Origin of the sequence: Thalassospira sp. NFXS8 (assembly GCF_040148805.1) — a bacterium.
Classification (GTDB): Bacteria; Pseudomonadota; Alphaproteobacteria; order Rhodospirillales; family Thalassospiraceae; genus Thalassospira.
Map to the genome: position 1 here is coordinate 32,381 of NZ_JAGEMF010000006.1, position 24,470 is coordinate 56,850.

19 protein-coding genes are annotated in these 24,470 nt (G+C 52.6%); 7 read left to right on the forward strand and 12 right to left on the reverse strand.

The annotated features are described in order from the left end of the window. Window positions 1-50: 50 nt before the first annotated feature. The 5 genes from gpt to J4E05_RS22050 all read right to left on the reverse strand — a co-directional run bounded on the left by gpt (window position 51) and on the right by J4E05_RS22050 (window position 6,567). Window positions 51-530, reverse strand: a complete 480-nt coding sequence (gene gpt, locus J4E05_RS22030; protein ID WP_085592838.1) for a xanthine phosphoribosyltransferase — start codon at window positions 528-530, stop codon at window positions 51-53. Between the two features lie 219 nt (window positions 531-749). Then, complete coding sequence (locus J4E05_RS22035; RefSeq protein WP_349600221.1) at window positions 750-2,669, reverse strand: hypothetical protein; 1,920 nt, start codon at window positions 2,667-2,669, stop codon at window positions 750-752. A 158-nt stretch (window positions 2,670-2,827) separates the two neighbouring features. After that, complete coding sequence (locus J4E05_RS22040) at window positions 2,828-4,297, reverse strand: M48 family metallopeptidase (protein WP_349600223.1); 1,470 nt, start codon at window positions 4,295-4,297, stop codon at window positions 2,828-2,830. 18 nt (window positions 4,298-4,315) lie between these two features. Further along, a complete protein-coding gene (locus J4E05_RS22045) occupies window positions 4,316-4,774 on the reverse strand; it encodes a hypothetical protein (RefSeq protein ID WP_349600225.1) in 459 nt (152 codons plus the stop codon). A gap of 179 nt (window positions 4,775-4,953) precedes the next feature. Beyond that, window positions 4,954-6,567, reverse strand: a complete 1,614-nt coding sequence (locus J4E05_RS22050) for a tetratricopeptide repeat-containing glycosyltransferase family protein (RefSeq protein ID WP_349600227.1) — start codon at window positions 6,565-6,567, stop codon at window positions 4,954-4,956. 560 nt (window positions 6,568-7,127) lie between these two features. Between J4E05_RS22050 and J4E05_RS22055 the strand changes: the two genes are divergently transcribed. Then, window positions 7,128-8,786, forward strand: coding sequence for a methyl-accepting chemotaxis protein (locus J4E05_RS22055; protein WP_349600230.1), 1,659 nt, complete (start codon window positions 7,128-7,130; stop codon window positions 8,784-8,786). 276 nt (window positions 8,787-9,062) lie between these two features. Here J4E05_RS22055 and J4E05_RS22060 read toward each other — a convergent pair whose 3' ends face one another. Beyond that, a complete protein-coding gene (locus J4E05_RS22060) occupies window positions 9,063-9,854 on the reverse strand; it encodes an alpha/beta fold hydrolase (protein WP_349600232.1) in 792 nt (263 codons plus the stop codon). A 125-nt stretch (window positions 9,855-9,979) separates the two neighbouring features. On the opposite strand from J4E05_RS22060, the gene J4E05_RS22065 reads away from it, so the two are divergent. Then, the gene (locus J4E05_RS22065) at window positions 9,980-10,903 is read left to right on the forward strand and encodes a LysR family transcriptional regulator (RefSeq protein ID WP_349600234.1); all 924 of its coding nucleotides are present in this window, start codon (window positions 9,980-9,982) and stop codon (window positions 10,901-10,903) included. A gap of 23 nt (window positions 10,904-10,926) precedes the next feature. Here J4E05_RS22065 and J4E05_RS22070 read toward each other — a convergent pair whose 3' ends face one another. The 3 genes from J4E05_RS22070 to ubiE all read right to left on the reverse strand — a co-directional run bounded on the left by J4E05_RS22070 (window position 10,927) and on the right by ubiE (window position 13,775). Beyond that, window positions 10,927-11,364 carry a GNAT family N-acetyltransferase gene (locus tag J4E05_RS22070; RefSeq protein WP_085592895.1) on the reverse strand — a complete coding sequence of 146 codons (438 nt, stop codon included), beginning with the start codon at window positions 11,362-11,364 and terminating at the stop codon, window positions 10,927-10,929. Window positions 11,365-11,432: 68 nt separating this feature from the next. Further along, complete coding sequence (gene ubiB / locus J4E05_RS22075; RefSeq protein WP_085592820.1) at window positions 11,433-12,989, reverse strand: 2-polyprenylphenol 6-hydroxylase; 1,557 nt, start codon at window positions 12,987-12,989, stop codon at window positions 11,433-11,435. A 12-nt stretch (window positions 12,990-13,001) separates the two neighbouring features. After that, entirely contained in the window at window positions 13,002-13,775 is a 774-nt protein-coding gene (gene ubiE / locus J4E05_RS22080) for a bifunctional demethylmenaquinone methyltransferase/2-methoxy-6-polyprenyl-1,4-benzoquinol methylase UbiE (protein ID WP_349600236.1), read from the reverse strand. A gap of 141 nt (window positions 13,776-13,916) precedes the next feature. On the opposite strand from ubiE, the gene J4E05_RS22085 reads away from it, so the two are divergent. The 3 genes from J4E05_RS22085 to J4E05_RS22095 all read left to right on the forward strand — a co-directional run bounded on the left by J4E05_RS22085 (window position 13,917) and on the right by J4E05_RS22095 (window position 18,270). After that, a complete protein-coding gene (locus J4E05_RS22085) occupies window positions 13,917-14,561 on the forward strand; it encodes a phosphoribosylanthranilate isomerase (protein WP_349600238.1) in 645 nt (214 codons plus the stop codon). Between the two features lie 183 nt (window positions 14,562-14,744). Further along, window positions 14,745-15,728 (forward strand): ion transporter, encoded by a 984-nt coding sequence (locus J4E05_RS22090; protein WP_349600241.1) that lies wholly within the window; start codon window positions 14,745-14,747, stop codon window positions 15,726-15,728. A 265-nt stretch (window positions 15,729-15,993) separates the two neighbouring features. Next, window positions 15,994-18,270 carry an anthranilate synthase component I gene (locus J4E05_RS22095; protein ID WP_349600243.1) on the forward strand — a complete coding sequence of 759 codons (2,277 nt, stop codon included), beginning with the start codon at window positions 15,994-15,996 and terminating at the stop codon, window positions 18,268-18,270. Window positions 18,271-18,437: 167 nt separating this feature from the next. Here J4E05_RS22095 and J4E05_RS22100 read toward each other — a convergent pair whose 3' ends face one another. After that, window positions 18,438-19,064 carry an RNA methyltransferase gene (locus J4E05_RS22100; protein WP_085592812.1) on the reverse strand — a complete coding sequence of 209 codons (627 nt, stop codon included), beginning with the start codon at window positions 19,062-19,064 and terminating at the stop codon, window positions 18,438-18,440. 445 nt (window positions 19,065-19,509) lie between these two features. On the opposite strand from J4E05_RS22100, the gene J4E05_RS22105 reads away from it, so the two are divergent. Next, window positions 19,510-19,707: a CsbD family protein gene (locus tag J4E05_RS22105; RefSeq protein ID WP_085584542.1), complete on the forward strand. Its 198-nt coding sequence runs from the start codon at window positions 19,510-19,512 to the stop codon at window positions 19,705-19,707. Between the two features lie 226 nt (window positions 19,708-19,933). After that, window positions 19,934-20,119: a DUF1289 domain-containing protein gene (locus J4E05_RS22110; RefSeq protein ID WP_349600245.1), complete on the forward strand. Its 186-nt coding sequence runs from the start codon at window positions 19,934-19,936 to the stop codon at window positions 20,117-20,119. An 85-nt stretch (window positions 20,120-20,204) separates the two neighbouring features. Here the strand turns inward: J4E05_RS22110 and J4E05_RS22115 are convergent, their stop codons facing one another. Next, the gene (locus tag J4E05_RS22115; RefSeq protein WP_349600247.1) at window positions 20,205-22,124 is read right to left on the reverse strand and encodes a sensor histidine kinase; all 1,920 of its coding nucleotides are present in this window, start codon (window positions 22,122-22,124) and stop codon (window positions 20,205-20,207) included. Next, on the reverse strand, window positions 22,121-24,388 hold the full coding sequence (locus J4E05_RS22120; protein ID WP_349600249.1) for a putative bifunctional diguanylate cyclase/phosphodiesterase: 2,268 nt from the start codon (window positions 24,386-24,388) through the stop codon (window positions 22,121-22,123). The genes J4E05_RS22115 and J4E05_RS22120 overlap by 4 nt, the downstream gene beginning before the upstream one ends. Between the last annotated feature and the right edge of the window lie 82 nt (window positions 24,389-24,470).

The window sequence follows — 24,470 nt, forward strand, 5'->3', positions numbered from 1 at the left end:
ACTCCCCTTGGTCACTGATGACCCTGGGAACATCACCGCCCCAAGGCAGATTAGCGTGCGCGTTCGGAAATCGGTGCGTTAACCGAAAGTTCCATATCCCACGGGAAATAGATCCAGGTGTCCTGGGATACTTCGGTTACAAAGCTGTCAACGACTTCGCGGCCCAGCGGCTTGGCATAGACGGTGGCAAAATGGGCCTTGGGCAGTTTTTCGCGTACGGCTTTGGCAGTTTTGCCGGTATCAACCAGATCATCAATGATCAGCATACCTTCGCCGTCACCTTCCACGTCTTTCAACCATTCAAGATCGCCACGGCTTTTGTCAGAATAGCTGCGAACGCAGACCGTATCAATCAAACGAATATCAAGTTCGCGTGCAATGATCGCAGCAGGCACAAGACCACCACGGGTAATGGCAACAATGCCCTTATAAGGGCCTTTTTCCAACAGGCGCCATGCCAATGCGCGGGCATCGCGATGCATTTGTTCCCAGGACACCGGGAATCCCTTGTTATATGCGGCTTCGCTCACACCGTTTCTCCTGCAAAATCCACAGGGCCGATCCGCACAGAAAGGCGAAACAGGTACCCCAAAAATATCAAGGCGCTTTCCTACGCCTTGTCCGATTGAAACACAAGCCTTCGGACTTGAGGAGAGGTAATTGATGCGAAATTTTACTGTCCGGGCAATACGGGCCCCGACAAACCCATGCGGCTTATATGATAATCCTTACATCATACACATGTACTGTCACAATGACGGAGACCTGACCGGAGACTCGTTTCCGGAACCTTCTTTGTTCACTACGTTTTCTGTGTCGGGCTGGGAAAAAAGTGCCCGGATGTAAAACGGATATGTCACCCCCGCAAGCCCCATAATTGACAACCAGTTGGAAGGGGCAATCCGCAACACGCTAAATTCCAGCCAGAAAGCGACGCCAAATACAAAAACCACGACACACATGAATTCAACAACCAGAAAAAAGCTGATCGGAAAACGATACTGGCGCAAGGCATTGGTGGTGTTGATAAACCCGATCCGCTGCCGACGAGGAAAATTACCAAACCACACTATCAGATCGTAAAGACATTGGCGATAATACAGCACCATATCCCAACCAAGCTTGCATACAATCGGATCTGATGTTTGCCCGTCAGGCACTTCATTTGATTGCACCATGACGGGGGATTTTACCCCCCACTTCCGAACAAACAGCAAAAAAACCAGCCGCACAAGAAACAGCCCGGCCATGGTCAGCAATTCCAGATTATCCGAGGTCAGAAAACCTGTAACCCGGGAAAGAACAGGCCCCGCCTGTCGTGACGTATCTGACAGATAGTCCGGCCCGTAATGCAACAGGTTTTCCAACGCCATAGCATGAACATTGACCCCGGCAATATCGTCATCAAGAGTTGGCGGGTGAACCACATCCTGCAACCCCTGCAAATTGAAACTGTAAAATATTACCCGTCCACCAAGTTTGCTGATCCAGCTGTTTGCCGCATCGGGTGTTGATTTTACAGCCTGCCCGGCTGTCACCACGTCAAACGGGCCGCAATGATTAGCAACACCTTTATGGCCGATAAGGTGGGTCCCAAGGCGATGAAAAAAACCGACTAGAAACGAAAAGTCTTTTTCATCACTTGCCGGGCAGGCCGATGGAAAATGCCGTGTTGAAATTTCCCTGCCGTCCTCCGCCTTGTCCATCGTAATCATGACCGGCCAACCGGAATAATCAGGTTGGCTATCGGGCCAAATCAGCGACATAGGCCGTTCCTGTGCATAACCCCGCCATAAATCGACTGTATCAAGCTGCCAGGAATCGCGTTCATCAGGTTTGGGCACCGGGCCGCCAAGGGCCCCGTCGCAGTTCCAGTTTCGCCCGAAAAAGGGAGAATCTTCGATACGCCCGTCAGCCAAGGCTTCAGCCCGGCGACGACACAGATCAAGATAAATCTGCAAAGCTGGCGCCGGATAATAATCGCGTGCACGCGCAGCAGTTTGTGCCAGCCCGGCGATATTATTATTTGTCTCATCCTTGCCAGGACGATTGGGAAACAAACTGTAATTCAGGGCGCGAATATCAGCATTTGAAAGGGCATCCCCCCACCCGGCAACAAGTTTTACCTTGCCTTTCAATCGCGACAAAATCTCGGGGAAACGGTCATCGGTAAGTTTTCCCGCTGCCACATAAACCGGAATGCCAAGCTGGCCATAGTTTTCGACGGTTTTAACCAATTCACCAAGCGTGTCATCACGCAATACAAACCGGGGGGACTTAGTCGCATCATCCTCAATCGTTACTTCGCTACTGCGTGCATCCTGCAAGGTAAAATCCATAAAAACAGCCAAAGGGAACGGACCCCTGGACCGCAAAACGGATTTTAAAACATTGCTGTGAATCAGAAAAAGCGGCGGCCAGCTGGCATCAAGATCATGCAATGATTTCTGATCAAACAGCACAATGCCGATATCGTCCTTGTTTGGCGCATCATATACAGCAGCCCCGAACAGGCGGTTAAACAATTCGTAGCTATATTCGTCGACGGGCCGGGTAAATTCGTCGGGTTCAAAAATGATCACCAGCGCAGCCAACATAAACGTAATTAACGCCCAGTTAAAATAGGCCAGCCCTGGCCCGGCCTTCACCGGGCGAGGTCTTTTTTTCACCAATGCATTATTCTTATCTGGCCCGGGTGCCCCCGACAGATCTGGTGCATCCGGCTGGTCATATTCAGACATAGGGAATTCGCCCCGATAATTGCCCCAAAAGTAATCGGCCTGTCAGCGCGGGTGCAGTGACAGGGCGATTGCTCGTTTCGACATGTTTATTGCGGCGTAGCACACAATTCACGCTGCTGCGGATACCGGGCAACACAGCCGATCTTTAGCTCGTTGACACGTCCTTTGTCTCCTTGCCCCGCAAGCATCGGTATCAAAAAATGATAGGCTTCCACTGGCCAGTCATAATGGGCCGCAGCAACTTCCATCTGCTTGATCGCAAGCTTGTTGTTCCCCGTGCTTTGTTGCAATTCGGCTCGTTCCAGCGATATTTGAAAGGGTAAAACATCGTCGCCATCCTGACCGGCGATAAGATCGATATTTTTAAGGGCCAGGCTGTATTTTCCCTGATAGGTCCGCAACTTGGAAAAAGCATACCGGGTGTAGGCGTGATCCGATGTCTTGCCACTCACCGCCCTGCGAGCCAGACCTTCCAGCTTGCCAATGTTGATTTTTTTACCCGGTTCAAATTTTGCTTCCTGCAAGGCAGCAATCACTTTGTGGGCATCAAGGTAATGGTCGAGAACATCGGCATTCTGATCAACCGTTTTAACATAGATCGCATTATTAATCGGGCGGCGTCGCTCCATGGCATATTCACGCTTCATATATCCCACCAATGCCACCATGCGGTCCTTCGCGTCTTCGTGGCGGCTGGAAATCTGTTCCTGAATTGTGCCAATGGCGTCGCGAAATTCACTGGTGAACCTGTTCCAAAGCGGGCTATCAGTTGTTGTTGCCAGTTGAGCATCAAGCTGTTTTTCCAGCTGATTACGCGTGGCAAGATGAAGCCTCTCGAAACTGTCGTCATATTTGCCGACAATCGCCAGAAAACGAAGCGATTCGGACGGGTTGTAACCCGCCTTCGTCATCAGATCCAGGCCAAGAAAGTCGGCTTGTTTTTCGGCTGACCGATCCCAAACAGGTAATAACACGTCGCGCGACAAAATATCGCTGCCGTATAACTGCAATGATTTGCGAAGTTTGCTATCGCTACTTGCGCGCGAAACGGCAAAATCCATCGCCGTAACGAGGTATGGCCGCAAACTGCGCAACAGGTTTTCAGGTGAATGCTGCAAGGCTACATGGCTGTATTCATGCCCCAGTAAAAATGCCAACTGGTCTTCTGATTGCAAATATTGAAACGCAGAAAAATGAATATAAATTGCCCCTTCAGGCACGGCCATCGCGCCAGGGCCAACATTGGCCAGCAAATAAACTTTTGCATCAGGTGCGCCCGCAGGGGCCGTTGCAATGATCCTGTCCAACACCGATTGGGCATAGGATTGTAATTGCGGAAAATCGGCAAGCCCCACCGAAGATGTCAGCACTTTGGTCCGGGCCTTTTTTAAACCTTCGGCCTTTTCAAGGGTAGTTGTCGGTAATTTGACCGTTTCAATATATTTCGCATCGTCTGGAATGGGTGACAGGAATGGAATTGGCACCCCCGTCTGATTGGTTACACACCCGGCCAGCATCAGCATGGCAGCTGGCAGCGACCATTTTAAAAACTTCATGATTATGCCCCCCGGCAATTATTTTTTGCGGCAGGTAGAACGCCCACCAGCCCCCCGGCCGGTATTCCCCAACGCACGGCTTTGATCCGCATCGCAAAAAACTTCAATCACGCCATCATAGGCGGTTATCCAGACTTCGTTGCCATCCACCCAATAATCACGGCTTTCCCCATCCAGCCGAATATGATGCATTCGGCCTGCCGCCATTTCTGTCTCGATATATTCTACTTCTGCCGGAAATTCCGTTCCTGGAATAGATTTGACTGATTTTCGCGTTTGCCCTGGCGTATCGAACAACTCGACATCAAGCATTGGCAACTGAACTTCCACCGTAGAACGTACGCCACCAGAAGCGTAAACCTGCGATGGTAATATGATGAGAGTAGACATCGTCACACATACAAATGCAGCCCCAAGCAGCATCTTTAAGTAGGACGGTCCCCTACCGCGTGCCAAAACGGCAATCTTGATTTTCATGCAAACCCCTTATCTAAAGGTTGCAGCCCCTTGCAACCTATTTCAATTTTTGCATGAATTTCGTACTATTTAATACTGTCCGTTGGCATTATAAAACCTAGCCAATGGAGGGTTTTAAACATCATCCACCCACCCGAATTGCCCAGAAAGGCGATGTTCGGGGGCACCATTTTGACCTGTCAAGCCTTGCGCGCGGCCACCAGATTATCGAAATCGTGTTTCAGGGCTGCAAACGGGGCATCCCAGCTTGCTGGTTCCTGTTGGCGATAAATGCGCATGGTCGGGTACCAGGGGCTATCGCTGCGATCCACCATCCAGCGCCAGTCGGTGGTGTAAAGTTGCAGCATCCAGACCGGCAGGCCAAGCGCACCAGCCAGATGGGCCGGGGCACTGTCGATGGTAATAATCAGGTCCATTTCACACATCAGTCCGGCACTGTCGCCAAAATCACCGATCCGGTCGCCAAGATCATGGATAAAGGCCGCTGCGCCAAGACGGGCAATGTCAGCCCGGCGGTCATCAACCTGAAAACTGAAAAAAGCCACGCCCGGTGCCCCCATCAGGCCCATGAACTTTTCCAGCGGGCATGACCGGTCACGCGGGTTTAATTTACCGGCCCATACCAGCCCGACCTTCAAAACAACATCCCCGGCAATACCGGCCAGTGCCATTTGTTTGGGTGCCCGCATATAGGGGCTGGCCGATGCCCGCTGCAGTTCCCCTGCCCCGATGCCCAGCAAATGCGGCAGGCTTAACAAAGGTGCATGAATATCGAACGGGGGGGGTGTTGCCCCCTTGGCAATCACCTGGCCAACACCGGCCACAGTTTGCATTACGCCCAGCATTTCCTTTCGGCATTCAACAATGACATGGGCTGCCTTTTGCGCCACCAGGGGAATAAACCGGGCAAACTGGATCATGTCGCCAAAGCCCTGTTCGGCGCGTAACAGCAAGGTTTTACCGCGTAAATCAGCTTTGCCATCCCATTCGGGAACACCGGGCAGCGGGCGAATGGGGTTATCGGCCAGGCGGCGGCGCACCTCATAAGCCTTCCAGCCCGCGTCATATTGCCCCAGTGCCAGAAGAGCCAATGACCGGTCCCATAGGGCTTCGATATAATCGGGGTCGCGCGCCAGCGCCTTGTTAAAATACGCGACCGCCTGATCAAAGCGATTCATATCGCGATATACCAGCCCGGCATTAAACAGATGCGATTTATCATCCGGGCTGCGTGCAAGGGATTGTTCATGCGCGGCAATGGCATCGTCAAACCGCATCATTTCGCGCAGACAATTACCCATATTGGACCACAAACCGGCATTTTCCGGGCGCAAAGCCGCCGACCGGCGATAGGACACCAATGCAGCATCAAACTGTTTGCGGCGACGAAGCGCCACACCAAGGTTGTTTAAAATATCTGGCTGATCCGGGCTGGCCCGCAAAATGGCGCCATACAGGGTAATGGCGTCGTCCAGCTTGCCGGCCTGATGGGCGGCAACGGCGCGCGAAAACAGGCTTTCACTTGGCACGCCGGCCCGGTGAACGGTCAATTTGCGCGGCGGCGTTGGCATGTTGGCAGTCATCCCTTCAGGTGCTGAATTATCGTTGCGCCGGGTGATATCGGGTGCAGGTAGCGCTGTTTCCCGTGATAAGGGCGAGGGCGTTAATTGCGACGCAATCACGGCTTTACGGCCCGGAACGGGTACCGGTATCGTGGTGTCGCTGTTGGTCATGACATCGGAAACTTTTGCATTCCGGTCGGTTCTTGCAGCATATCCTGCGGGTGTTCTCACCCTGGCGACCGGCCGTTTTCCGGCTTTTGTTTTCGATTTTGCCACACCATCGTCCCCCAAGCTGGCAATATACCCTTCGCGCGCACATGCAGTTCGCAATCGCGCCCTTAAAATACCCTCTCATGGCGTAACCGCAAACCAGATAAAGCTGTCGGTAAACTGTCATACCGATTCGCATCCCCCAATGATAGTAGCAAGCCGGGCCGAATAAACATCGGTATAAAAGATCATTTTCAGCGTAAAATTACCCAAACGCGGCCTTTCAAACAATTTTTCCCACGTTTGCTTTAAACGTTTCAGTTATTCGCAACCATCGGCTAGCCTTTCATATAAGGGCGGTAGAATACGCAAGAAGCCGGACGCTTTGGCGGCGAGTTTTTTGCGTAAAACAGGGAACTGCCGACCAACCAGAACGACCAAATGCCCCGGAAAAAAGGGGCAGGCATAAAATGCTAACCCGGACGACGGATATATCCCGGCACACTTAATGAACGGGCAATATCGGGAACCGACCGGGAGGAAACAAAACAGGCAAGGCTTAAATGGACCGGGAGACATCTATGGCCGCAAAGGGAAAGTCCGGCGCATCAGTCGGACGTAAAGTGATTGTGGTGCTTGTGGCATTGCTGGTGGTGGGTTTCGCCGCAATGATGAGCATTCAGGCGGTATCGCAACGCGACGCCATGATTGATTTGATGTATCGCGAATCGGTCAAAAAAACAGAAATGCTATCAACCGCCGTACAGGCCGGTTTCATTGCAATGGATGCCAATTCCATTGAAAAGGAATTTCGCAAACTGACCGACCGGTCAGACACCGAACTGGCCACCTTGCAAACCAATATGCCCGATGGCACCAATATTGCCGAATTTCAGGCCGAAACCATGAAGGCCTATGACCTTAAAACACTGGTTGAACCTTATATGGCCCAACTGGAAAACAAGGAACTGGTCAGCTTTGTTGCCAATGGCGCGGTAATTGTCGCCGCCCCGATTACCAAATATTCCAAGCGCAAGGACGAAGACGTTTACCGCGGCATGTTGTTAACAGCCTGGAGCCTGGAAAACGTCAATGCATCGGTCGTCACCGCCGTGATTATGCAGCTGGCTTTGGCTGCGGCGATCCTGGTCGTGCTGCTGGGTGCGACCTGGTATGTGCTGCGTAGCCAGATATTAATCCCGCTTCGCAAGATCAACGGTGTCATGACCGAGCTTGCAACAGGTGACCTTGACGTCACTATTCCGGGCCTGCAACGGCGCGATGAAATTGGCGAAATGGCCGGATCGGTACAGGTCTTTAAAGACAATGCCATCCGGGTAAGCCAGTTGGGCCGCGAACGTGAAAAAGAACGTGAACAGGCAGAAAAGCAACGTCACGATGCCATGCAAAACCTTGCCGGACGGTTTGAACGCACGGTTATGGGGGTTGTTGACGGTGTTTCCGGGGCATCAGGCGAAATGCAGCAAGTGGCCCAAAGCATGGTTGCCGCAGTTCACCAGAACGAATCGGGTTCGCAGGCCGTTGTTGCGGCCATGGATCAGGCCAATAGCAGCGTTGAAACCGTTGCCAGCGCCGCCGAAGAACTGGCAATGTCGATTCAGGAAATCAGCGCGCGGGTGAATGACACATCAAACATCACCGAACGGGCCGCCACCGAAGCCAACCGCGCCAATGAAATGGTTCAGGGACTGGATGTTTCCGCCCAGAAAGTTGGCGAAGTGGTGCAGATCATTCAGGCCATTGCCGAACAAACCAACCTTTTGGCCCTGAATGCTACCATCGAAGCCGCCCGCGCCGGAGATGCAGGCAAGGGTTTTGCCGTGGTTGCCAACGAGGTTAAAAACCTTGCCAATCAAACGGCCCGCGCAACCGAGGACATTTCAGCACAAATTTCCGGCATTCAGGGATCCACCCAGGATGCGGTAGGCGCAATTGATGGCATTACCCGGATAATCAACGACCTGAATTCGATTTCGGCCGAGGTTGCCGCCGCGGTCCGCCAGCAAGGAACTGCTACCAGCGAAATTTCGCATTCGGTACAACAGGCAGTTAGCAGTACCCAGCAGGTATCCACCCACATTCAGGAAATGCAAGATGCAGCCGGTCAAACCGGCCTTGCGGCCCGGCAAGTTCTTGATGCGTCTGAAAAACTGGGCAAACAGTCGGGCACATTGCGCGATGAAGTTAGCAACTTTTTGCAAGATGTGCGCGAAAGCTGATTGAAGCCCCACCCCCGACAGACCGGTCACATCAAAGGCACCCCGCATCACACGGGGTGCCTTTTAAGTTAAGATCGTAAATGCGCCCAATTTTATCAGCGACAACCATCTCTTTACGAGCAAGCAACCTGAATAGGTGCGACGTCGCGACGAGCTTGTCGGCAATAAGTCACTGTGACAGGTTTCATGAACCGCCGACCAACCAGGGACAGATGCATTTCACACTGAAGGGCACAAAGATATTCCCGGGGTGAATTGCCAAACCAAAACCCGGCGTTAACCAGCCAATCCAACAAGTTGTTTGCAGAAGCAACGTACAAGGCCAACGACTTCACCCGGCGATTCCAGCATTGAAAGGTGCCCGGTACCTTTTAAAATATGCAAATCAGCCCGCGGCAAACGCGCCTTTAGTTCGCCTTTTAAAATCTCGGGGGTATCGACCTGGTCCAATTCCCCGGCAATGACAAGTGTCGGAACATCTATATTCCCGACATGTCGGCTAATATCCTCCTGACTGGTGTTGCGTGGCCACGAAATTTTCGCAGCGGGGGCGCCTTTCAGACTATCTTCTATGACCTGTTCACGATCCGCCCGGCAAAGAGGCTTTGCAACCAGTACATTATCGATTGTTGCCTCGATTGTCGCCCGGCTGTCATATGCGCCTGCCATTGCCTCGCGGGCTGGCACGGGAAGGGCCATAGGTGTCGGCGGCGACGGCGCAACAAGAACCAGCCCCGCCAAACCGGCAGGGCGACGCGATGCCATCAACTGCGCAACCTTGCCCCCCATTGAATGAGCAACCAGAACATAACGGCGCACATTTAGCGCGTTTATCACGCCTGCAATATCGGCGGAAAGGGTTGCAAGGTCATAGCCATCATTGGCTGCAGCAGATTGGCCCCATCCCCGTTGGTCAATGGCAATTGTGCGGTGATCGGTCGCCAGTTCAGAAGTTACATATTTCCACGTTCGCGACGAACCGCCCCAATAATGCAGAAAAATCAGTGCGACGTCCCCTGCTCCCTGATCTTCAACATGTAACGTTATCCCGTTTGATTGAACTTTCATTGACCTGCCTTTCAATTAAGCAGCCTTTCGCGGCTGATGCAGGCACTTTAAATTCAATCCTCTTGCGATATAATTCCGTTATTTTTATCATCATCTGATAGTTTGGTGATTATATGGATTGAAATATGGATCGATTAACAGGCATGGCTGTGTTTGTTGCCGCAATTGAGGAAGGCAGCCTTGTCGGCGCGGCCCGTCGCTTCGGGCTTTCGCAATCCATGGCAGGCAAGCATGTTTCGGCAATTGAAGAACAGTTGCAGGTTCGCTTGCTACAACGAAGTACGCGCACGTTAAACCTGACCGAGGCGGGAACGGCCTACTATCTGCGTTGCAAGCAAATCCTTGAAACAGTGGAGGATGCAAATAATGAGGCGCAGCAAGCCCAAACCACTGTGCGTGGAACATTACGTATTACCGCACCAACAACGTTCGGCGCGATGCATCTTGGCCCCGTGATAGCCAGCTTCCTTGAAACCTATCCCGATGTCTCCGTCGAAACGCTGTTAAGCGATCACTATATCGACGTAATAGAAAAAGGCCTGGATCTGGCAATTCGGATCGGCAACCTTCAGGATTCCGACCTTATCGCCAAGCGCCTTGCTCCGTGCAAAATGGTTTACTGCGCCGCCCCCTCCTATCTGAAGCGATTTGGTATCCCCAGAACCATAGAAGATTTACAACATGCACCGAGGCTGGCTTTCACAGACGCCATTTCGCCGGGCGACTGGAATATTACGGACCCAGGTGGCCAAACACATGTCATCAGCGGTGTTGTCCGTTTAGCAGCAAACAACATGCAAATGTTACTGGCATCTGCCTTGGCAGGTGCAGGCATTGCATATGGCCCGGATTTTGTGTTTGGCGCATCTATCGCAAGCGGTGCGCTTCATTCTGTGCTGGACGACCATAAAACAGCGGAATTGGCAATTCATGCTGTATATCCAACAAAACGTCACGCCTCGCTCAAGCTCCGACGATTTGTCGAACACCTAAATGCGCAATTTGGGAAAAATCAGGCACGGGGGGCAGCACTTAAAACGCAAGAATAGGCGACATTTATCTTCAAACAGGCCTATTTCAGGGGCGGATGCGATATGGCGTCTTCGTTGATGCGCATCATCATCAAGTCGTCAATTTCGCGATACCCCAGGGTGCGGTAAACCGCGTGCATGTCGCGGGTTGCCAGCATCCAGCGTTTAACCCGCCGCATATCGGCGTGATCATGCAGGGCATTCAGCAATTCTGCCGCAATGCCGCGGCGGCGAAAGGCTTCATCAACAAAAACATCGGCGATATAGGCGATGGAAATATGATCGGTCACAACGCGGGCAAAACCAACCTGTTGTCCCGCACAATAGGCACCGGCACATAACGATTTTTCAACCGACTTTTCAAACTCGGCCCGTGACCGGTTCATCGACCAATAGGACTGGCCAATAAACCCGTAACAATAATCAAGGTCGATGCGGTTTTGATCGCAACTGATGTCAATCTGACTTTGATTTTGCATGACCGTTTCCATCCTGTGTTTCAGCGTAAAATCGGCACCGAAAACCAAAAAACAAAAGCCCGGTGGCACTATTTTAAAACAACCGCCACCGTCAGGGCGATAATGGCCAGCCACAGCAACACGCCATTCTTAAAAATGCCGCCACCGCCGCCCTTGCCATTACGGCCCCGCATGGCAGCCACGGTATCAGGGTGCAATTTAAGGCCCTGTTCGGTTAGCACGCCCGATGCCCGCTCGGCCGCTTCAATCACGCGGGGCAACCGGCGCAACATCGAACCGGCCTGACGGGTGGCTTCGGCAATTTTAGCTTCGGGGCCCAGGTTTTCGCGCATCCATTCTTCAATCAGCGGGCGCGACAGGTTCCACATGTTTTCATTCGGGCTTAATATGCGCGACAGGCCTTCGGCCACAATCATGGTTTTTTGCAGCATCAACAGCTGTGGCTGGGTTTCCATGCCAAATGTTTCGGTCACCTGAAACAACTGCCCCAACAAGCGCCCAACCGAGATATCGGCCAGTTCCTTGCCCAAAATCGGCTCGCCGATAGAGCGGCACACCTGCTGGAAATTTTCCAGCGACTGGTTGCGCGGCACATAACCGGCTTCAAAATGAATTTCGGCGACCCGGCGATAATCGCGGGTCAAAAAGCCCAACAGCATTTCGGCCAGATACAGCCGCGTTTGCCGGTCTACCCGGCCCATAATGCCAAAATCAACCACACTGACACGGCCATTGGCATCGACAAATAAATTACCAGGGTGCATGTCGGCATGGAAAAAGCCATCGCGGAAAACCTGCTGGAAAAAGGCTGCCGCCGCCTTTGCCAGCAATTCGGTACGGTTGATGCCCATTTGTTCAAGGGCTTCCACATTATCAATGCGAACTCCTTTTACCCGCTCCATCGTCACAACATGTTGTGCTGTGCGTTCCCAGTCAATTTCCGGGATATAATAGGTTGGGTCGTCCTTGAAATTCTCGCGAAACTCCGACGCAGCTGATGCCTCGAACCGAAAATCCATTTCCAGTTTAACGCTGTCTTCCAGGGTTTTAATGGTTTCAACCGGCTTTAACCGGCGCAAGCGCGGCTGGGTCCATTCAACAATTTCGGCCGCCCAGTAAAACAGGTCCAGATCGCGGGCAAAGCGCACGGCAATATCGGGACGCAGCACCTTAACCGCAACTTCCCGGCCATCAGGTGTTTTGGCGAAATGCACCTGGGCAATCGATGCGGCCGCCACTGGCGTTTCATCAAATTCAATAAACAGGTCGTCAAACGGCGCGGCAAGCTGGGTTGAAATCACCCGCTTGGCGATACTGGCTGGAAACGGCGGCAACCTGTCCTGCAAGGATGACAAATCGGCCGCAACGTCATCGCCAATCAGATCGGCACGGGTAGCCAGGGTTTGCCCCAGCTTGATAAAAGCCGGGCCAAGCTCCTCAAGCGCGCGCGCCAGCCTGCGCCCCTTGGGCAGGGTTGACCCACCCGAAAACGGCGCCGTCAATCGGGCAAGAATGGCCAGTGCCTTGCCACCTGGCACCAGATCCAACGGAAACAGGGCATCATGGCGTGCCAAAGTGCGCGCCATGGTGATCAGGCGGAAACTGTTACGAACAAAGCGGATCATGTGAAATCGCCCTCAGATTCGCCAGCCGGAATGAATAGCGGCGATCCCGCCAGACAGGTTGCGATACCGCACCCGGCCAAACCCGGCATCGCGGATCATCTGGGCGAATGTTTCCTGATCGGGGAACTGACGGATGCTTTCAGCCAGATACTGATAAGCCTCGCGGTTACCCGCAACAAACCGGCCAATTTCAGGCAGCAGCTTGAAGGAATACATATCGTAAATCTTGTCAAAACCCGGCACGACGACTTTGGAAAATTCCAGGCACAAAAACCGGCCACCGGGCTTAAGAACGCGGTACGCCTCGCGCAAAGCCTCGTCCACGCGGGTGACATTGCGAATGCCAAAGGCAATGGTGTAGGCATCCATCGACTGATCGGGCAGCGGCAATTTTTGCGCATCCCCCACCATCCAGTCGATATTTTTCAACAGCCCGTGATTAGCCGCGCGGTCGCGGCCAACATGCAACATTTCATAGTTAATGTCGCATACCGTTACCGCCCCGCCGCCACGTTTTAAAAAGCGAAAGGCGATATCGCCCGTGCCCCCGGCAACGTCGATCAAACGCATATCGGGGCGCGGTTTAAGTTCGTTGATGAAACTGTCTTTCCACAGACGGTGGATACCGCCGCTCATCAGATCGTTCATCACATCATATTTGGACGCGACCGTGTCAAACACCTCGCGCACCATGGATGCTTTCTGGTTTTCCGGCACATCGCGGAAACCAAAGTGGGTTGTTTTATCGCCGGTTTCGCCCGCGGCTGGGCCTTGATGTTTGCTCATGGCCGGAAAATAGCGCAGCAACCGCCAACCCGCCAGTGGAAAGCAGCAGTTTTTAGAAATATCCTGTTGAAGATGGTTGGTTTCTGGTAAGGAAAAATATCAACACGCTGTTATATGAAATCATTACAAACAGGATCTGCCATGAGCTGTATGGTTAAAATTTGCGGCATTAACAGCGAGGATGCTGTCATCGCGGCCATGAGTGCAGGTGCTGATGCCCTTGGATATGTGTTTTTCCCGCCCAGCCCGCGTCACATTTCGCTTAACGGGGCCGCAACCCTGACCGAACGCGTCCCCGGCAGCATTTTAAAAGTCGGCCTGTTTGTCGATGCCGGAAACGAAGCCATCGCCAACGCCGTCAAGGCAGGCAACCTTGATATGATTCAGCTTCATGGCAGCGAAACACCTGACCGGGTAAAAGAAGTGCAGGACGTGTTTGGCCTCAAAACAATGAAGGCCATTTCGGTAAGCACTACCGCAGATTTGGACAGCGCAGAAAAAACCTATGACGGTATCGCCGACTTTTTGCTGTTTGATGCCAAGCCCCCCAAAGACAGTACCCTTCCCGGTGGCAATGCCGTCAGTTTTGACTGGACCTTGCTGGCAGGCCGCACCTGGACAAGCAACTGGATGCTGGCCGGCGGTCTAAACCCCGACAACATCGCCGAGGCCGTTGAAATTTCCAATGCCCCCTGGGTCGATGTGTCATCCGGGGTGGAACGTACGCGCGGTGTCAAAGACGCCCGCAAAATCAATGCCTTTATTCGTGCAGCCAAGGGTTATTAACCCGTTGCACAAACAACATGCCGTGCGTTGGCCCGATGAGGCCGGGGCACGGTTTTTTATTGAGATACAGCACAGGTCATTGCCATCATCGATAAATTACTGTTTTCTGAAATAGCGATGCGCACTATGACGACCTGATCGCATTTTGGTGCGACATAAAAGTCATAGACGGAGCCTTTCTTCATGAGCCAAACCCTGCGCCAACGCTGTTCGGATATTTTGCGCGCCAAGGAGCGCCGCGAACCGGTAACGATGGCCGTGCATGGGGCATTGTCGCTGCTGATTGTCATCAATGTTGCATCGGTGGTGATGGACACCGTCGAACCCTTTGCCCGCAACCATATCGACTGGTTCTGGGCCATTGAAATTGTTTGTAGTTCGGCCTTTACCCTGGAATATCTGCTGCGCATCTGGAGCGCGCCGGATGACGAACGGTTTGCCGGTCGGTTCGGCCGGTTGCGCTATATTGCAAGCCCGATGGCCCTTGTGGATCTGGTATCGATTTTACCAGTTTTTCTGCTCTTGCTCACCAACATCGATTTGCGCTTCATCCGTATCATGCGTTTACTGCGTTTGTTGAAATTTACCCGCTATTCCCACGGGATGGACCTGCTGACAACGGTTCTGCGCCAACAAATCGGCATGTTGGGGGCGGCCAGCACCGGGCTGGCTTGTTTTCTGATTTTCAGTTCAGGCGCGATTTATCTGCTCGAACACCAGATACAGCCTGAAACATTCGGCAATTTGCCCAAAACCCTGTACTGGTCGATCATTACCCTCTCGACGGTAGGGTATGGCGATGTGGTGCCCGTTACGGTCGGCGGCAAAATTCTGGCTGCTTTCATCGCACTTAGCGGCATTGTCATGGTTGCCGTACCTGCCGGTATTCTGGCTTCGGCCTTTAGCAGTGAATTGCGCCGCCGCGAAGAAACCTATCGTCAGACCGCCGCACAACATTTGCAAGGCGGGGCACATTTAACCGATGCCATGCGCACCCGGCTACAATCGCACCAGGAAGAACTGGGCCTGACCGATGAACAGGCCGAACTGATTATCAATGATGTGCGCGAGGTTCATCGTGGCCATATTGTGGATGATACCCTGTTTTGCCCCCACTGCCGTAAGGCCCTGCGGATCGAGGTTACCGACCGCGTCCGTGGCCGGTAACGCCACCAAATTCGCTGATCCGATCAAAAGGCTTGACGTCACCCGATAGCCCGCGCATATTTTACCCATGAAAACACAAGACATGACCCCGATCCGCATTGCAAATCGTTGGTGGTGGCGCGCTTAAAGCGGGCGGCCAACCCCATGTCTTGACCATATTCCGGCCGCCTGATTTTGCAGGCGGTTTTTTGTTTTCAGGCACTCCCTTTATCTAGCTGAAAAACATTCTCCGTCTGTGGCTGTGCCCCACAACAGGAGACTTCCCGTGACCACACCGTTCCAGACTTCGCCAAACAGTGCCACAAACGACGACACCCCCACCGGTGAATACCGATATGTCAGCGATGGTGGCGTTGCCATTTTGCGCCGCCAGATCGACATTGATTACGAAAATGCCACCGCCGGGCTGATTGATAGTCTGGATACGGCAAAGGGTGTTTTGCTGTCATCGTCCTATGAATTTCCGGGGCGATATTCGCGCTGGGATATGGGGTTTGCCCAGCCGCCACTGGAATTTACCGGGCGGGATCGCGGATTTGCCATTCATGCGTTAAATGACCGGGGCCGGGTATTATTACCCGTAATCATTCCGGTTTTGGAAAACCATCCGCATATCGAAGGTGTTACTGCAGGCGATGATGGCATTTATGGCACGGTAGGGCAGCCCGCCAAATGGTTTGCCGAAGAAGAACGCAGCCAGCAGCCCAGCCTGTTTTCAGTCGTGCGTGCCTTGCGCGACCTGTTTGCCCATAAAGGCGATGAACGACTGGGGCTATATGGCAGTTTTGGCTATGATCTGGCCCTGCAATTTGAACAGATTGCCTTAAAGCAGGACCGCCCGGCAGATCATAAGGACATCCACCTGTATTTGCCCGACAGCATCATCACCGTTGACCACGCCGCGCACCACGCCATGCGGTTTGATTATGAATTTAGCACCCCGAATGGCGACACAACGGATGGAATGGCACGCATCGGTGCCGCACACCCGCCTTCACGCGGCAGTAACCAGCTGGCTGAAAATGATATGCCCGAGGGGGATTACGCCAAAATCGTTGATGATGCAAAACCGCGTTTTGCCCGCGGCGAATTGTTTGAAGTCGTGCCATCGCGGGTTTTTCGCACCGAGTGCACAACTGCCCCGTCCGAAATTTTCCGCCGCTTAAAACGGCGCAACCCGGCCCCTTATGGCTTTTTGATCAATCTGGGCCACGGTGAACATCTGATTGGTGCCTCGCCCGAAATGTATGTGCGCGTCAGCGGCAAACGGGTGGAAACCTGCCCCATTTCAGGCACCATTGCCCGCGGACGCGATGCCATCGAGGATGCCGAAAACATTCGAACCCTGTTAAATTCGGCCAAGGAAGAATCCGAACTTACGATGTGCACCGATGTGGATCGTAACGACAAGGCACGGGTATGCAACCCCGGTTCGATCCGCATTATTGGCCGTCGCCAAATCGAAATGTATTCACGCCTGATCCATACTGTGGACCATGTAGAAGGCCGCCTGCGCACCGGGTTTGACGCCCTTGATGCATTTTTAACCCATTGCTGGGCCGTTACCGTAACCGGTGCGCCCAAACGGGCCGCCATGACCCATATTGAAAATGTCGAACGCAGCCCGCGTGCCTGGTATGGCGGGGCGATTGGCGCGGTTTTGTGCAATGGCGATCTTAATACTGGCCTGACTTTGCGCACCGTGCGCCTGAAACAGGGCATTGCCGAAGTCCGCGCCGGAGCAACATTGCTATATGATTCGCAATCCGCCGCCGAGGAAGCTGAAACCGTGCTGAAGGCATCGGCAATGATTGATGCCATCACCCGGCCCGATAGCAATATTGTGGTCGATGACCCGACCCGGTCGGGCATTGGCAAGCGGGTGTTGCTGATCGACCATGAAGACAGCTTTGTGCAAAACCTTGCCAGCTATATCCGCGCCACCGGCGCCGAAACCCTGACCATGCGGCCCGGCTTCCCCGATGCCGTATTTGATGATTACAAACCCGATCTGGTGTTTTTATCGCCCGGCCCCGGACGCCCCGATGATTACAATTTAAAGGGCAATATCGAACGTGCGCTGGCACATGGCCTGCCGGTTTTTGGCGTTTGCCTTGGCCTTCAGGGCATTGTTGAATTTTTCGGCGGTGACCTGGGGCAACTGGCAACCCCCATGCACGGCAAACCGTCGAAAGTACGGCTTGATGCCAATGACCCGCTATTTACCGGCCTGCCCGAAGACATTGTGGTGGGGCGATATCATTCGCTGTTTGCCAACCCTGACAGCCTGCCCAAGGACCTGATTGTGACAGCCCAAAGCAGTGACGGGGTGATTATGGGCATTCGCCACACGTCATTGCCGATCAGTGCGGTGCAGTTTCACCCCGAAAGCCTGTTAACCCTTCAAGGCGATGCCGGGATGCACATGATTGCCAATTTGCTGCGCAACCCTCAAGGCAGCCCCAGTGGCAAAGATAAAGGTGAAATTCAAAGCGAAAGCGAGAGCGAAACAAGCACAGCAGGCAGCAGCAAAGCTGCCTGACCCAGTCATTACAGCATCGCGCATATTTCCGCCTGCGCGGTGCCTTTTACCCCAACCACCGGCATCCCCTGATACCCGGTGGTTCCTTACAACGACCATGTTGCCTCCCGCATGGTCGTTGTTTTTTTATGTCACCCACCCAAAAGGCAGGCCGAAACAGCGATCAATCAATCGTCGTCATCATTTTCGACCAGCGCACCATCAACCACACTGTAATCAGGCGGCGGGGCACGGCGGAACGTTTCGGGATTGGCTTTCTTTTTGTCTTTCAAGGTGCGAAACAACTGGCGACCATGAAATGGCACCGGTTTTTCCTCGGTCGGGCCGCCGGCGCGGATGGGCCGCGGGGCAAAACGGCCCAGCGTAATCAACCGGTCATACATCACGATATTGGCGGCAATCGCCACATTGATGCAAAATTTCATCGGGATTTTCAGGATAAAGTCGCAATGTTCCTGGGTTTCCGGCGACAAATCACCGCGTTCGGGGCCAAAAACATAGGCCGCACGCGACGGATGTTTGAAACTGGGCAACTCGATCGCATCGGGGGTCAGTTCCACGCCCACCAGCGAACAGCCGGTGGGCAGCATCATATTGTCGAGATCGGGGAAATGATAATACGGCATCTGTTCGGATGCCTTTGAGGTATCGGTGGCATTGTTGGTTTCGTCTTCAAAATCCGCATCAACGGTGAAGGCAAAACTGGCACCAAAGGCATGGGCCGACCGAAACAGGGTGCCGACATTCAAGGGTTTGCTGGCCCCCTCGATCCCGATCCCGAAATAACCGCGCATCATTTTCCTCCGTGCTGCACGCCTTGTGCGCTTTCACACACTCCAAAATATAATTTGTTGTCCGGCTATAGCCCGAAGGGGCGACCGGATCAAGCCGGGGCGCAGTTATGTCTAGCTAACCGCCAATTTCGACCTTCCTGGCAAGGGGCGATCAAGGCCTTTTCCCATCTTCCTGCCAAACGGTTCAAACGCGAAAACCGGGTAAAATAACCCGCCTTTGCCAGCCCGTTATCCCTGTGAGGGACAACGATAATTTGGCATTTCCACCAAAACACCCCTGACTGACACAAGGAGAGTACCAGCCCAGATGCGGAACATCTGCCCCGCCCAACCGTTCTATTACCAGTTAGCCCGGTGGGAAAAGATGCTCTTGCCCGACGCAAAATTCCCTGCGGTCTGACGCCTAAAAACGCATAATCCTAAATGACAGGACAGGAGATCCACAATGAATTGGGATCAAATTGAAGGCAAATGGAAGCAATTGCGCGGCAGCGTCAAACAGCAATGGGGCCAACTGACCGATGACGACATTGATCGCGTCGATGGTAGCCGCGACAAACTTGTCGGAAAAATTCAGGAAGCCTATGGGATCGAACGCGAAGAAGCCGACCGGCAGGTCAGCCAATGGTTTGATCGCCTGTAACAGGCCCGACCCTGGTGTTGATACGGGGTCGTAAAACAAAACTGCACTGACATCACAGTTTTAAGCCCCCTTTTGCGTGTTTCCTCATGCGTAAAAGGGGGTTTTTACGCATTCGGGCATTTACAGCATGTTTTACATGCCCGATAAAACCCGTGCTACCGGTCAGCGTGACGACGATAAAATCAACGCTCTCCGGTTCATATCCTAAAGTCAGGCGTCATCAAAAATGTCGGTATCATCCCCATGTGTTGGCATTTGCCAGCTAAACACAAACGGCAAGGTTTGCACCGGTTGTTTTCGCACGATTGATGAAATCGGCCAATGGCGCACCGCCAGCGACGGCCTGAAAAAACGCATCTTGAAAACAGCACGGGACCGCCAGGCCAAAACCGGATCCGGCAAAAAAGCCTGACCACCTGACATCGGAACAGGGCCCCCCCCGCCGGGCGACGGTAACGCCAAAGGCTAAAGTATATTTCCTTTAAAAGGCATGACCTTTAATCCGCATTATATTGCACATCGGTGGCAATGCTGGCCTGGCTTGCGGTTATCGGCACAACAATTCGAAATGTTGTTCCCTCATCCAGCACGCTGTTAACCGTGATTTCGCCCATCAACACGCGATTAACCACATTTGCCACCACGCTTAACCCCAAACCACTGCCGCCACTGTTCCATCTGGTTGACCAGAATGGTTCAAAAATGCGCTCGCGGAATTCTTCGGGAATGCCAACGCCATCGTCGGCCACTTCAATGCAAATCGTTTTTTCTGACAGTTTAAAAGCCCGAACCGATATCGTTCCTGATTTACGCCCGGCAAAAGCATGAATTTTGGCATTTTGCAGCAGGTTTAAAATAATCTGATCAATCGCACTGGGATAACTTTCCATTTGCAAACCAGCCGGGCAATCCTTGCGCACCACAATGCTGGCTTTGCGAAATTCCGGGCGTACTGTTTCAAGCAACGAATTTAGCACATTTCTCAAATCAAACTGCCGCCGTTTTTGCGTGCTTTGGTCGGTGGCCGTCCGTTTAAAATGGCCAATCAGGGCGATGGCACGTTCAATATTGGACTGAACAATCTTGCATCCGTCTTTAAGGTCGGCCAGATGCTGATCCAGTGTACTGCGTTTTATTTCCGACGATTTAAACGCTGCCGTCAGGTCATCGACATCTTCGGACAGGGCAGAAACCGTGGTCAGGGCATTGCCAATTGGCGTACGCAATTCATGCGCCACCCCCGCCACAATGCGTCCCAACGATGCCATACGTTGTACTTCCTGCAATTGCACGTCTACGCGTTGCTGAATTTCGCGGGATTGCTCACGTTTTATAACGTGATAGGCCAATATCCATGACAAGGCCCCGCTAAGCAAAAACCAGATCCCGATAAAAATAAAATCGCGTGTTTCGGGGGAGAACAAACGGCTTTCCACCCTGGTACTGCCCAAAATAATCAGGTTTTTATCTTCAACCCTGCGGCTGGTTAATCCACCGCCCGCAACAATACCCGCCAGCGGTAGACGCCGAACGGTAAGAAGCTGGCCGTCATACTCAAAAACGCCTTCACTTTTCTGTTTTTTTAGCAGTTCCCACAAAGCAGGATCATCGGTTGCCAAGGACCTGCCGCTGCCCGTCATAAACCCCCAAAGTTCGCTGGTTTCTTTTCCTGCAAGCCAGTATCCGTCCTCGTTAAGAAGAGCAGTATCAAGATTACGCGGCGCAAAATGCCCAAACTCGGTCAGCATATCCGCAGCATCAATATTGAAAATCAGGTAACCTTCTGTATCACCGTTTTTATCAGAAATCTGTGTAACCAGCCGAACAGTCGGTCGCCAGGGCAGTTCGATCGTGCCATTTTCAACATTCAGGTCCAGAGGCGAGATATAAATCTCGTTTGCCATAAGTTTGCGGGCACGCTTAAAATAATAACGGTCAGATTTATTTTGTAATTTGTTTGCCGGGATATAGGCAGCACGATTACCAATGCGATCAACCCGAATAACTTCCATGCCATCCTTTGAAAGGATGCGAGCCTGAAAAATATTTGGCAGCTGATTGACAATAACTGACAAATGGAACGCAGCACTGTTTTCCTCTGTCCGGAACTTTCGAATGTCATCTGTTTCTGCAGCAATCAGCAATTGTTGTTCGAAACTGATAAACGCATTGAAAAGCACGTTTTCGCGGCGGTTGGTAATACGCTCAAGTACCAGTTCCCTATCCTCGCGCAGGGAATTTTGCTCTGCCTGTGTCCAAAAGAAAACGCCCGCGACCATTATCACGGAACATAATGTGAAAATAAGGCTGAACAGCCACCAGAAATGCAGTGACAGAAGCAACGAATGAAAGCTGACCGCCCTTGACAGAACACCTTCCTGGGCGCGTCTGATCATTCCCCGACGGGCGGTTGTCATTGATTAACAACCTTTGCCATATCCCAATTTTGTTCCCAGGTCATAAAATCGGCCTCCGGCATGGGGCGCCCATACAGAAACCCCTGCACAAACTTTACACCGATGAACCGCAATATCTGGTGCTGTTCAACCGTTTCCACACCTTCAGCCAAAACCTCCAGCCCCAGATTATCGGCAATTGTCTGGGTCGATGCGGCAATACTTTGCCGTGCTGTCACAACCTGAAGCGGGCTGACAAAAGACCGGTCAATTTTCACTTCATCAATCGGCAAATGATCAAGATAGCTAAGCGATGAAAAACCGGTACCAAAGTCATCGAGCGACAACCGGAAACCGGCATCTTTTAGCTTGTTTATCGCCACCAGCGCATCGCTGGCCCCTTGCACTGCGAAACTTTCGGTGATTTCAAACTGCAATGTCGCGGGCGTTAAATCCGCGTCACGCACATTTTTCAACAATTGCGGAATAAATTCTTTCTGATTGATATCGGATACCGACAGGTTCAGGGAAACGCGAATTTCGGGCAACGCCTGCGCCTTGCGTTTGGCCACAAACAGCCCCACCGCCCGTAATGCCTGAAATGTCAGTTCTGAAATCAGCCCGCTTTTTTCCGCCACCGGAATAAAATAGGCCGGCGAAACCGGAGCACCCTTAAATGTCCATCGCGCCAGCACCTCGGCCCCGATCAAGGCACCGGTGCCCAGCGCCAACTGGGGCTGAAAATGAAATGCGATATCGCCATTTTGCAAAGCATCATGAAGTCCGGCCCGTAACTGAACAGAACGGGCAATGTTATCTTCAAGATCGGGGGTATAAAGCATGGCCCGGCCCGGTGTTTTTTGCGTCGCACGCAACAATGTGGTGCGCACGGCCCGATCCACAGCAACCGATTCATGGTTTTTCACCCCTTCGCGGACCACGCCAATGGTGGCCGACAAAGCAATGTTATTGTCTTCGATCATAAATGCGTGATCAAACACCGACGACAAAATCGCTTCGCCAATCACACAGTTTTCATCGATAACTGCAAGGCGGAACTCCCCCAGACGGGCAACAAAAATGTCCTTGCCAATCATGACTTTCATCCGGGAATGAACCGCCAGAATCAACCGGTCGATAAATTCCATCCCGAAAGCCACGGCAAATTGCGGGGCTTCATCAATCGAGACAAGGGCGACATGGCAATCCTTGTTATGAATATCGATGATATCGGAAAGTTTGCGGAAATAGGCGTTATGGTTGGGAATGCCAAGTTTCTGATCGACAAAGGCCAGTTCATCAAGCCGCTTGATCAGGGCCAGATTTTCAAAGCACAGGGCCAGATTGCCTGAAAACAGCCGCAACAGGGAAATCGCATCTTTTTCAATGCCACCGGCATGCTCAAAATACACCAGTAATTCCCGGTCCTTGTTAGCGGCAAACCGCATGGCAATGCTTTTGCCAATCAGCACCGGTTCATGATGATTAAACGGAAGACGGCTCAGGGCATCAATATCAATCCCGGGCAGACTGGCAATATCAAGACCGATCTGCTCGCTAAACCGCCCAAGACCGGCAATAATCGGCAAGGCATGAATGGGATTGTTTTCATCCTGGGACGGACCGATAGCACAAATCGCCCCCTCCGGTTCCAGACGCAACAGCGCTGCCAGTTGGACCAGCACCCCTTGGGCAAACAGATCAAAGCTGCGGCGATGATAAAGATCGCGCGTGCTTTCAATAATCAGTTCCAGCCCGGAACGGGTTTGTTCCAGCATATTGATGTAATCATAGGCACGAATAGAGGCCGTCAGGGTTGTAATCAGGCGGGTGCGGGTTAGCTCGTCCTTGGTGCGGTAATCATTGATGTCGTAGTCGCGGATAATGCGGCTTTCGGGGGCATAACCAGGGTGCCCTGTTCGCAAAATAATGCGCGGTTTATGATGGCCCTGCTCACGCAACTGACGTACCAGTTGCAAACCGGCATGTTCTTCTTCCATCACCACATCAAGCAGCAACACGGCAATGTCGCTGTTTGCATTAAAAACGCGGTTGCCTTCCTCACCCGAATAGGCGTGTATCAGCTCCAGTTTGCGGCCCAGAATTGTAATCTTGCGCAGGGCAAATTCGGTCGCCTCATGAACATCAACATCATCATCCACAACCAGAATTTTCCAGGGTGCCGCAGATACACTTGCAGGATAAACAACCGTGTCCTCCTGCAAGACGCCTTCCTCACCCGGTTCATCTAAAATGTGAATAACATCGTAGTGTTCGCTGGTCACTTATCCCGTTCCCCTTCAAGCCACCAACACACTGCCATCGGCAGTCTGTCAAACATTCAACTCAAACAGGCGCCTGTGCATT

Bases quoted from the DNA above. Each gene is read 5' to 3' on its own strand.
- J4E05_RS22060 (WP_349600232.1), bottom strand. From the start codon at position 9,854: ATGAAAGTTCAATCAAACGGGATAACGTTACATGTTGAAGATCAGGGA.
- J4E05_RS22040 (WP_349600223.1), bottom strand. From the start codon at position 4,297: ATGAAGTTTTTAAAATGGTCGCTGCCAGCTGCCATGCTGATGCTGGCC.
- J4E05_RS22070 (WP_085592895.1), bottom strand. From the start codon at position 11,364: ATGCAAAATCAAAGTCAGATTGACATCAGTTGCGATCAAAACCGCATC.
- J4E05_RS22055 (WP_349600230.1), top strand. From the start codon at position 7,128: ATGGCCGCAAAGGGAAAGTCCGGCGCATCAGTCGGACGTAAAGTGATT.
- ubiB (WP_085592820.1), bottom strand. From the start codon at position 12,989: ATGATCCGCTTTGTTCGTAACAGTTTCCGCCTGATCACCATGGCGCGC.
- J4E05_RS22065 (WP_349600234.1), top strand. From the start codon at position 9,980: ATGGATCGATTAACAGGCATGGCTGTGTTTGTTGCCGCAATTGAGGAA.
- J4E05_RS22105 (WP_085584542.1), top strand. From the start codon at position 19,510: ATGAATTGGGATCAAATTGAAGGCAAATGGAAGCAATTGCGCGGCAGC.
- J4E05_RS22045 (WP_349600225.1), bottom strand. From the start codon at position 4,774: ATGAAAATCAAGATTGCCGTTTTGGCACGCGGTAGGGGACCGTCCTAC.
- ubiE (WP_349600236.1), bottom strand. From the start codon at position 13,775: ATGAGCAAACATCAAGGCCCAGCCGCGGGCGAAACCGGCGATAAAACA.
- J4E05_RS22090 (WP_349600241.1), top strand. From the start codon at position 14,745: ATGAGCCAAACCCTGCGCCAACGCTGTTCGGATATTTTGCGCGCCAAG.
- J4E05_RS22115 (WP_349600247.1), bottom strand. From the start codon at position 22,124: ATGACAACCGCCCGTCGGGGAATGATCAGACGCGCCCAGGAAGGTGTT.
- J4E05_RS22100 (WP_085592812.1), bottom strand. From the start codon at position 19,064: ATGCGCGGTTATTTCGGGATCGGGATCGAGGGGGCCAGCAAACCCTTG.
- J4E05_RS22110 (WP_349600245.1), top strand. From the start codon at position 19,934: ATGTCGGTATCATCCCCATGTGTTGGCATTTGCCAGCTAAACACAAAC.
- J4E05_RS22085 (WP_349600238.1), top strand. From the start codon at position 13,917: ATGAGCTGTATGGTTAAAATTTGCGGCATTAACAGCGAGGATGCTGTC.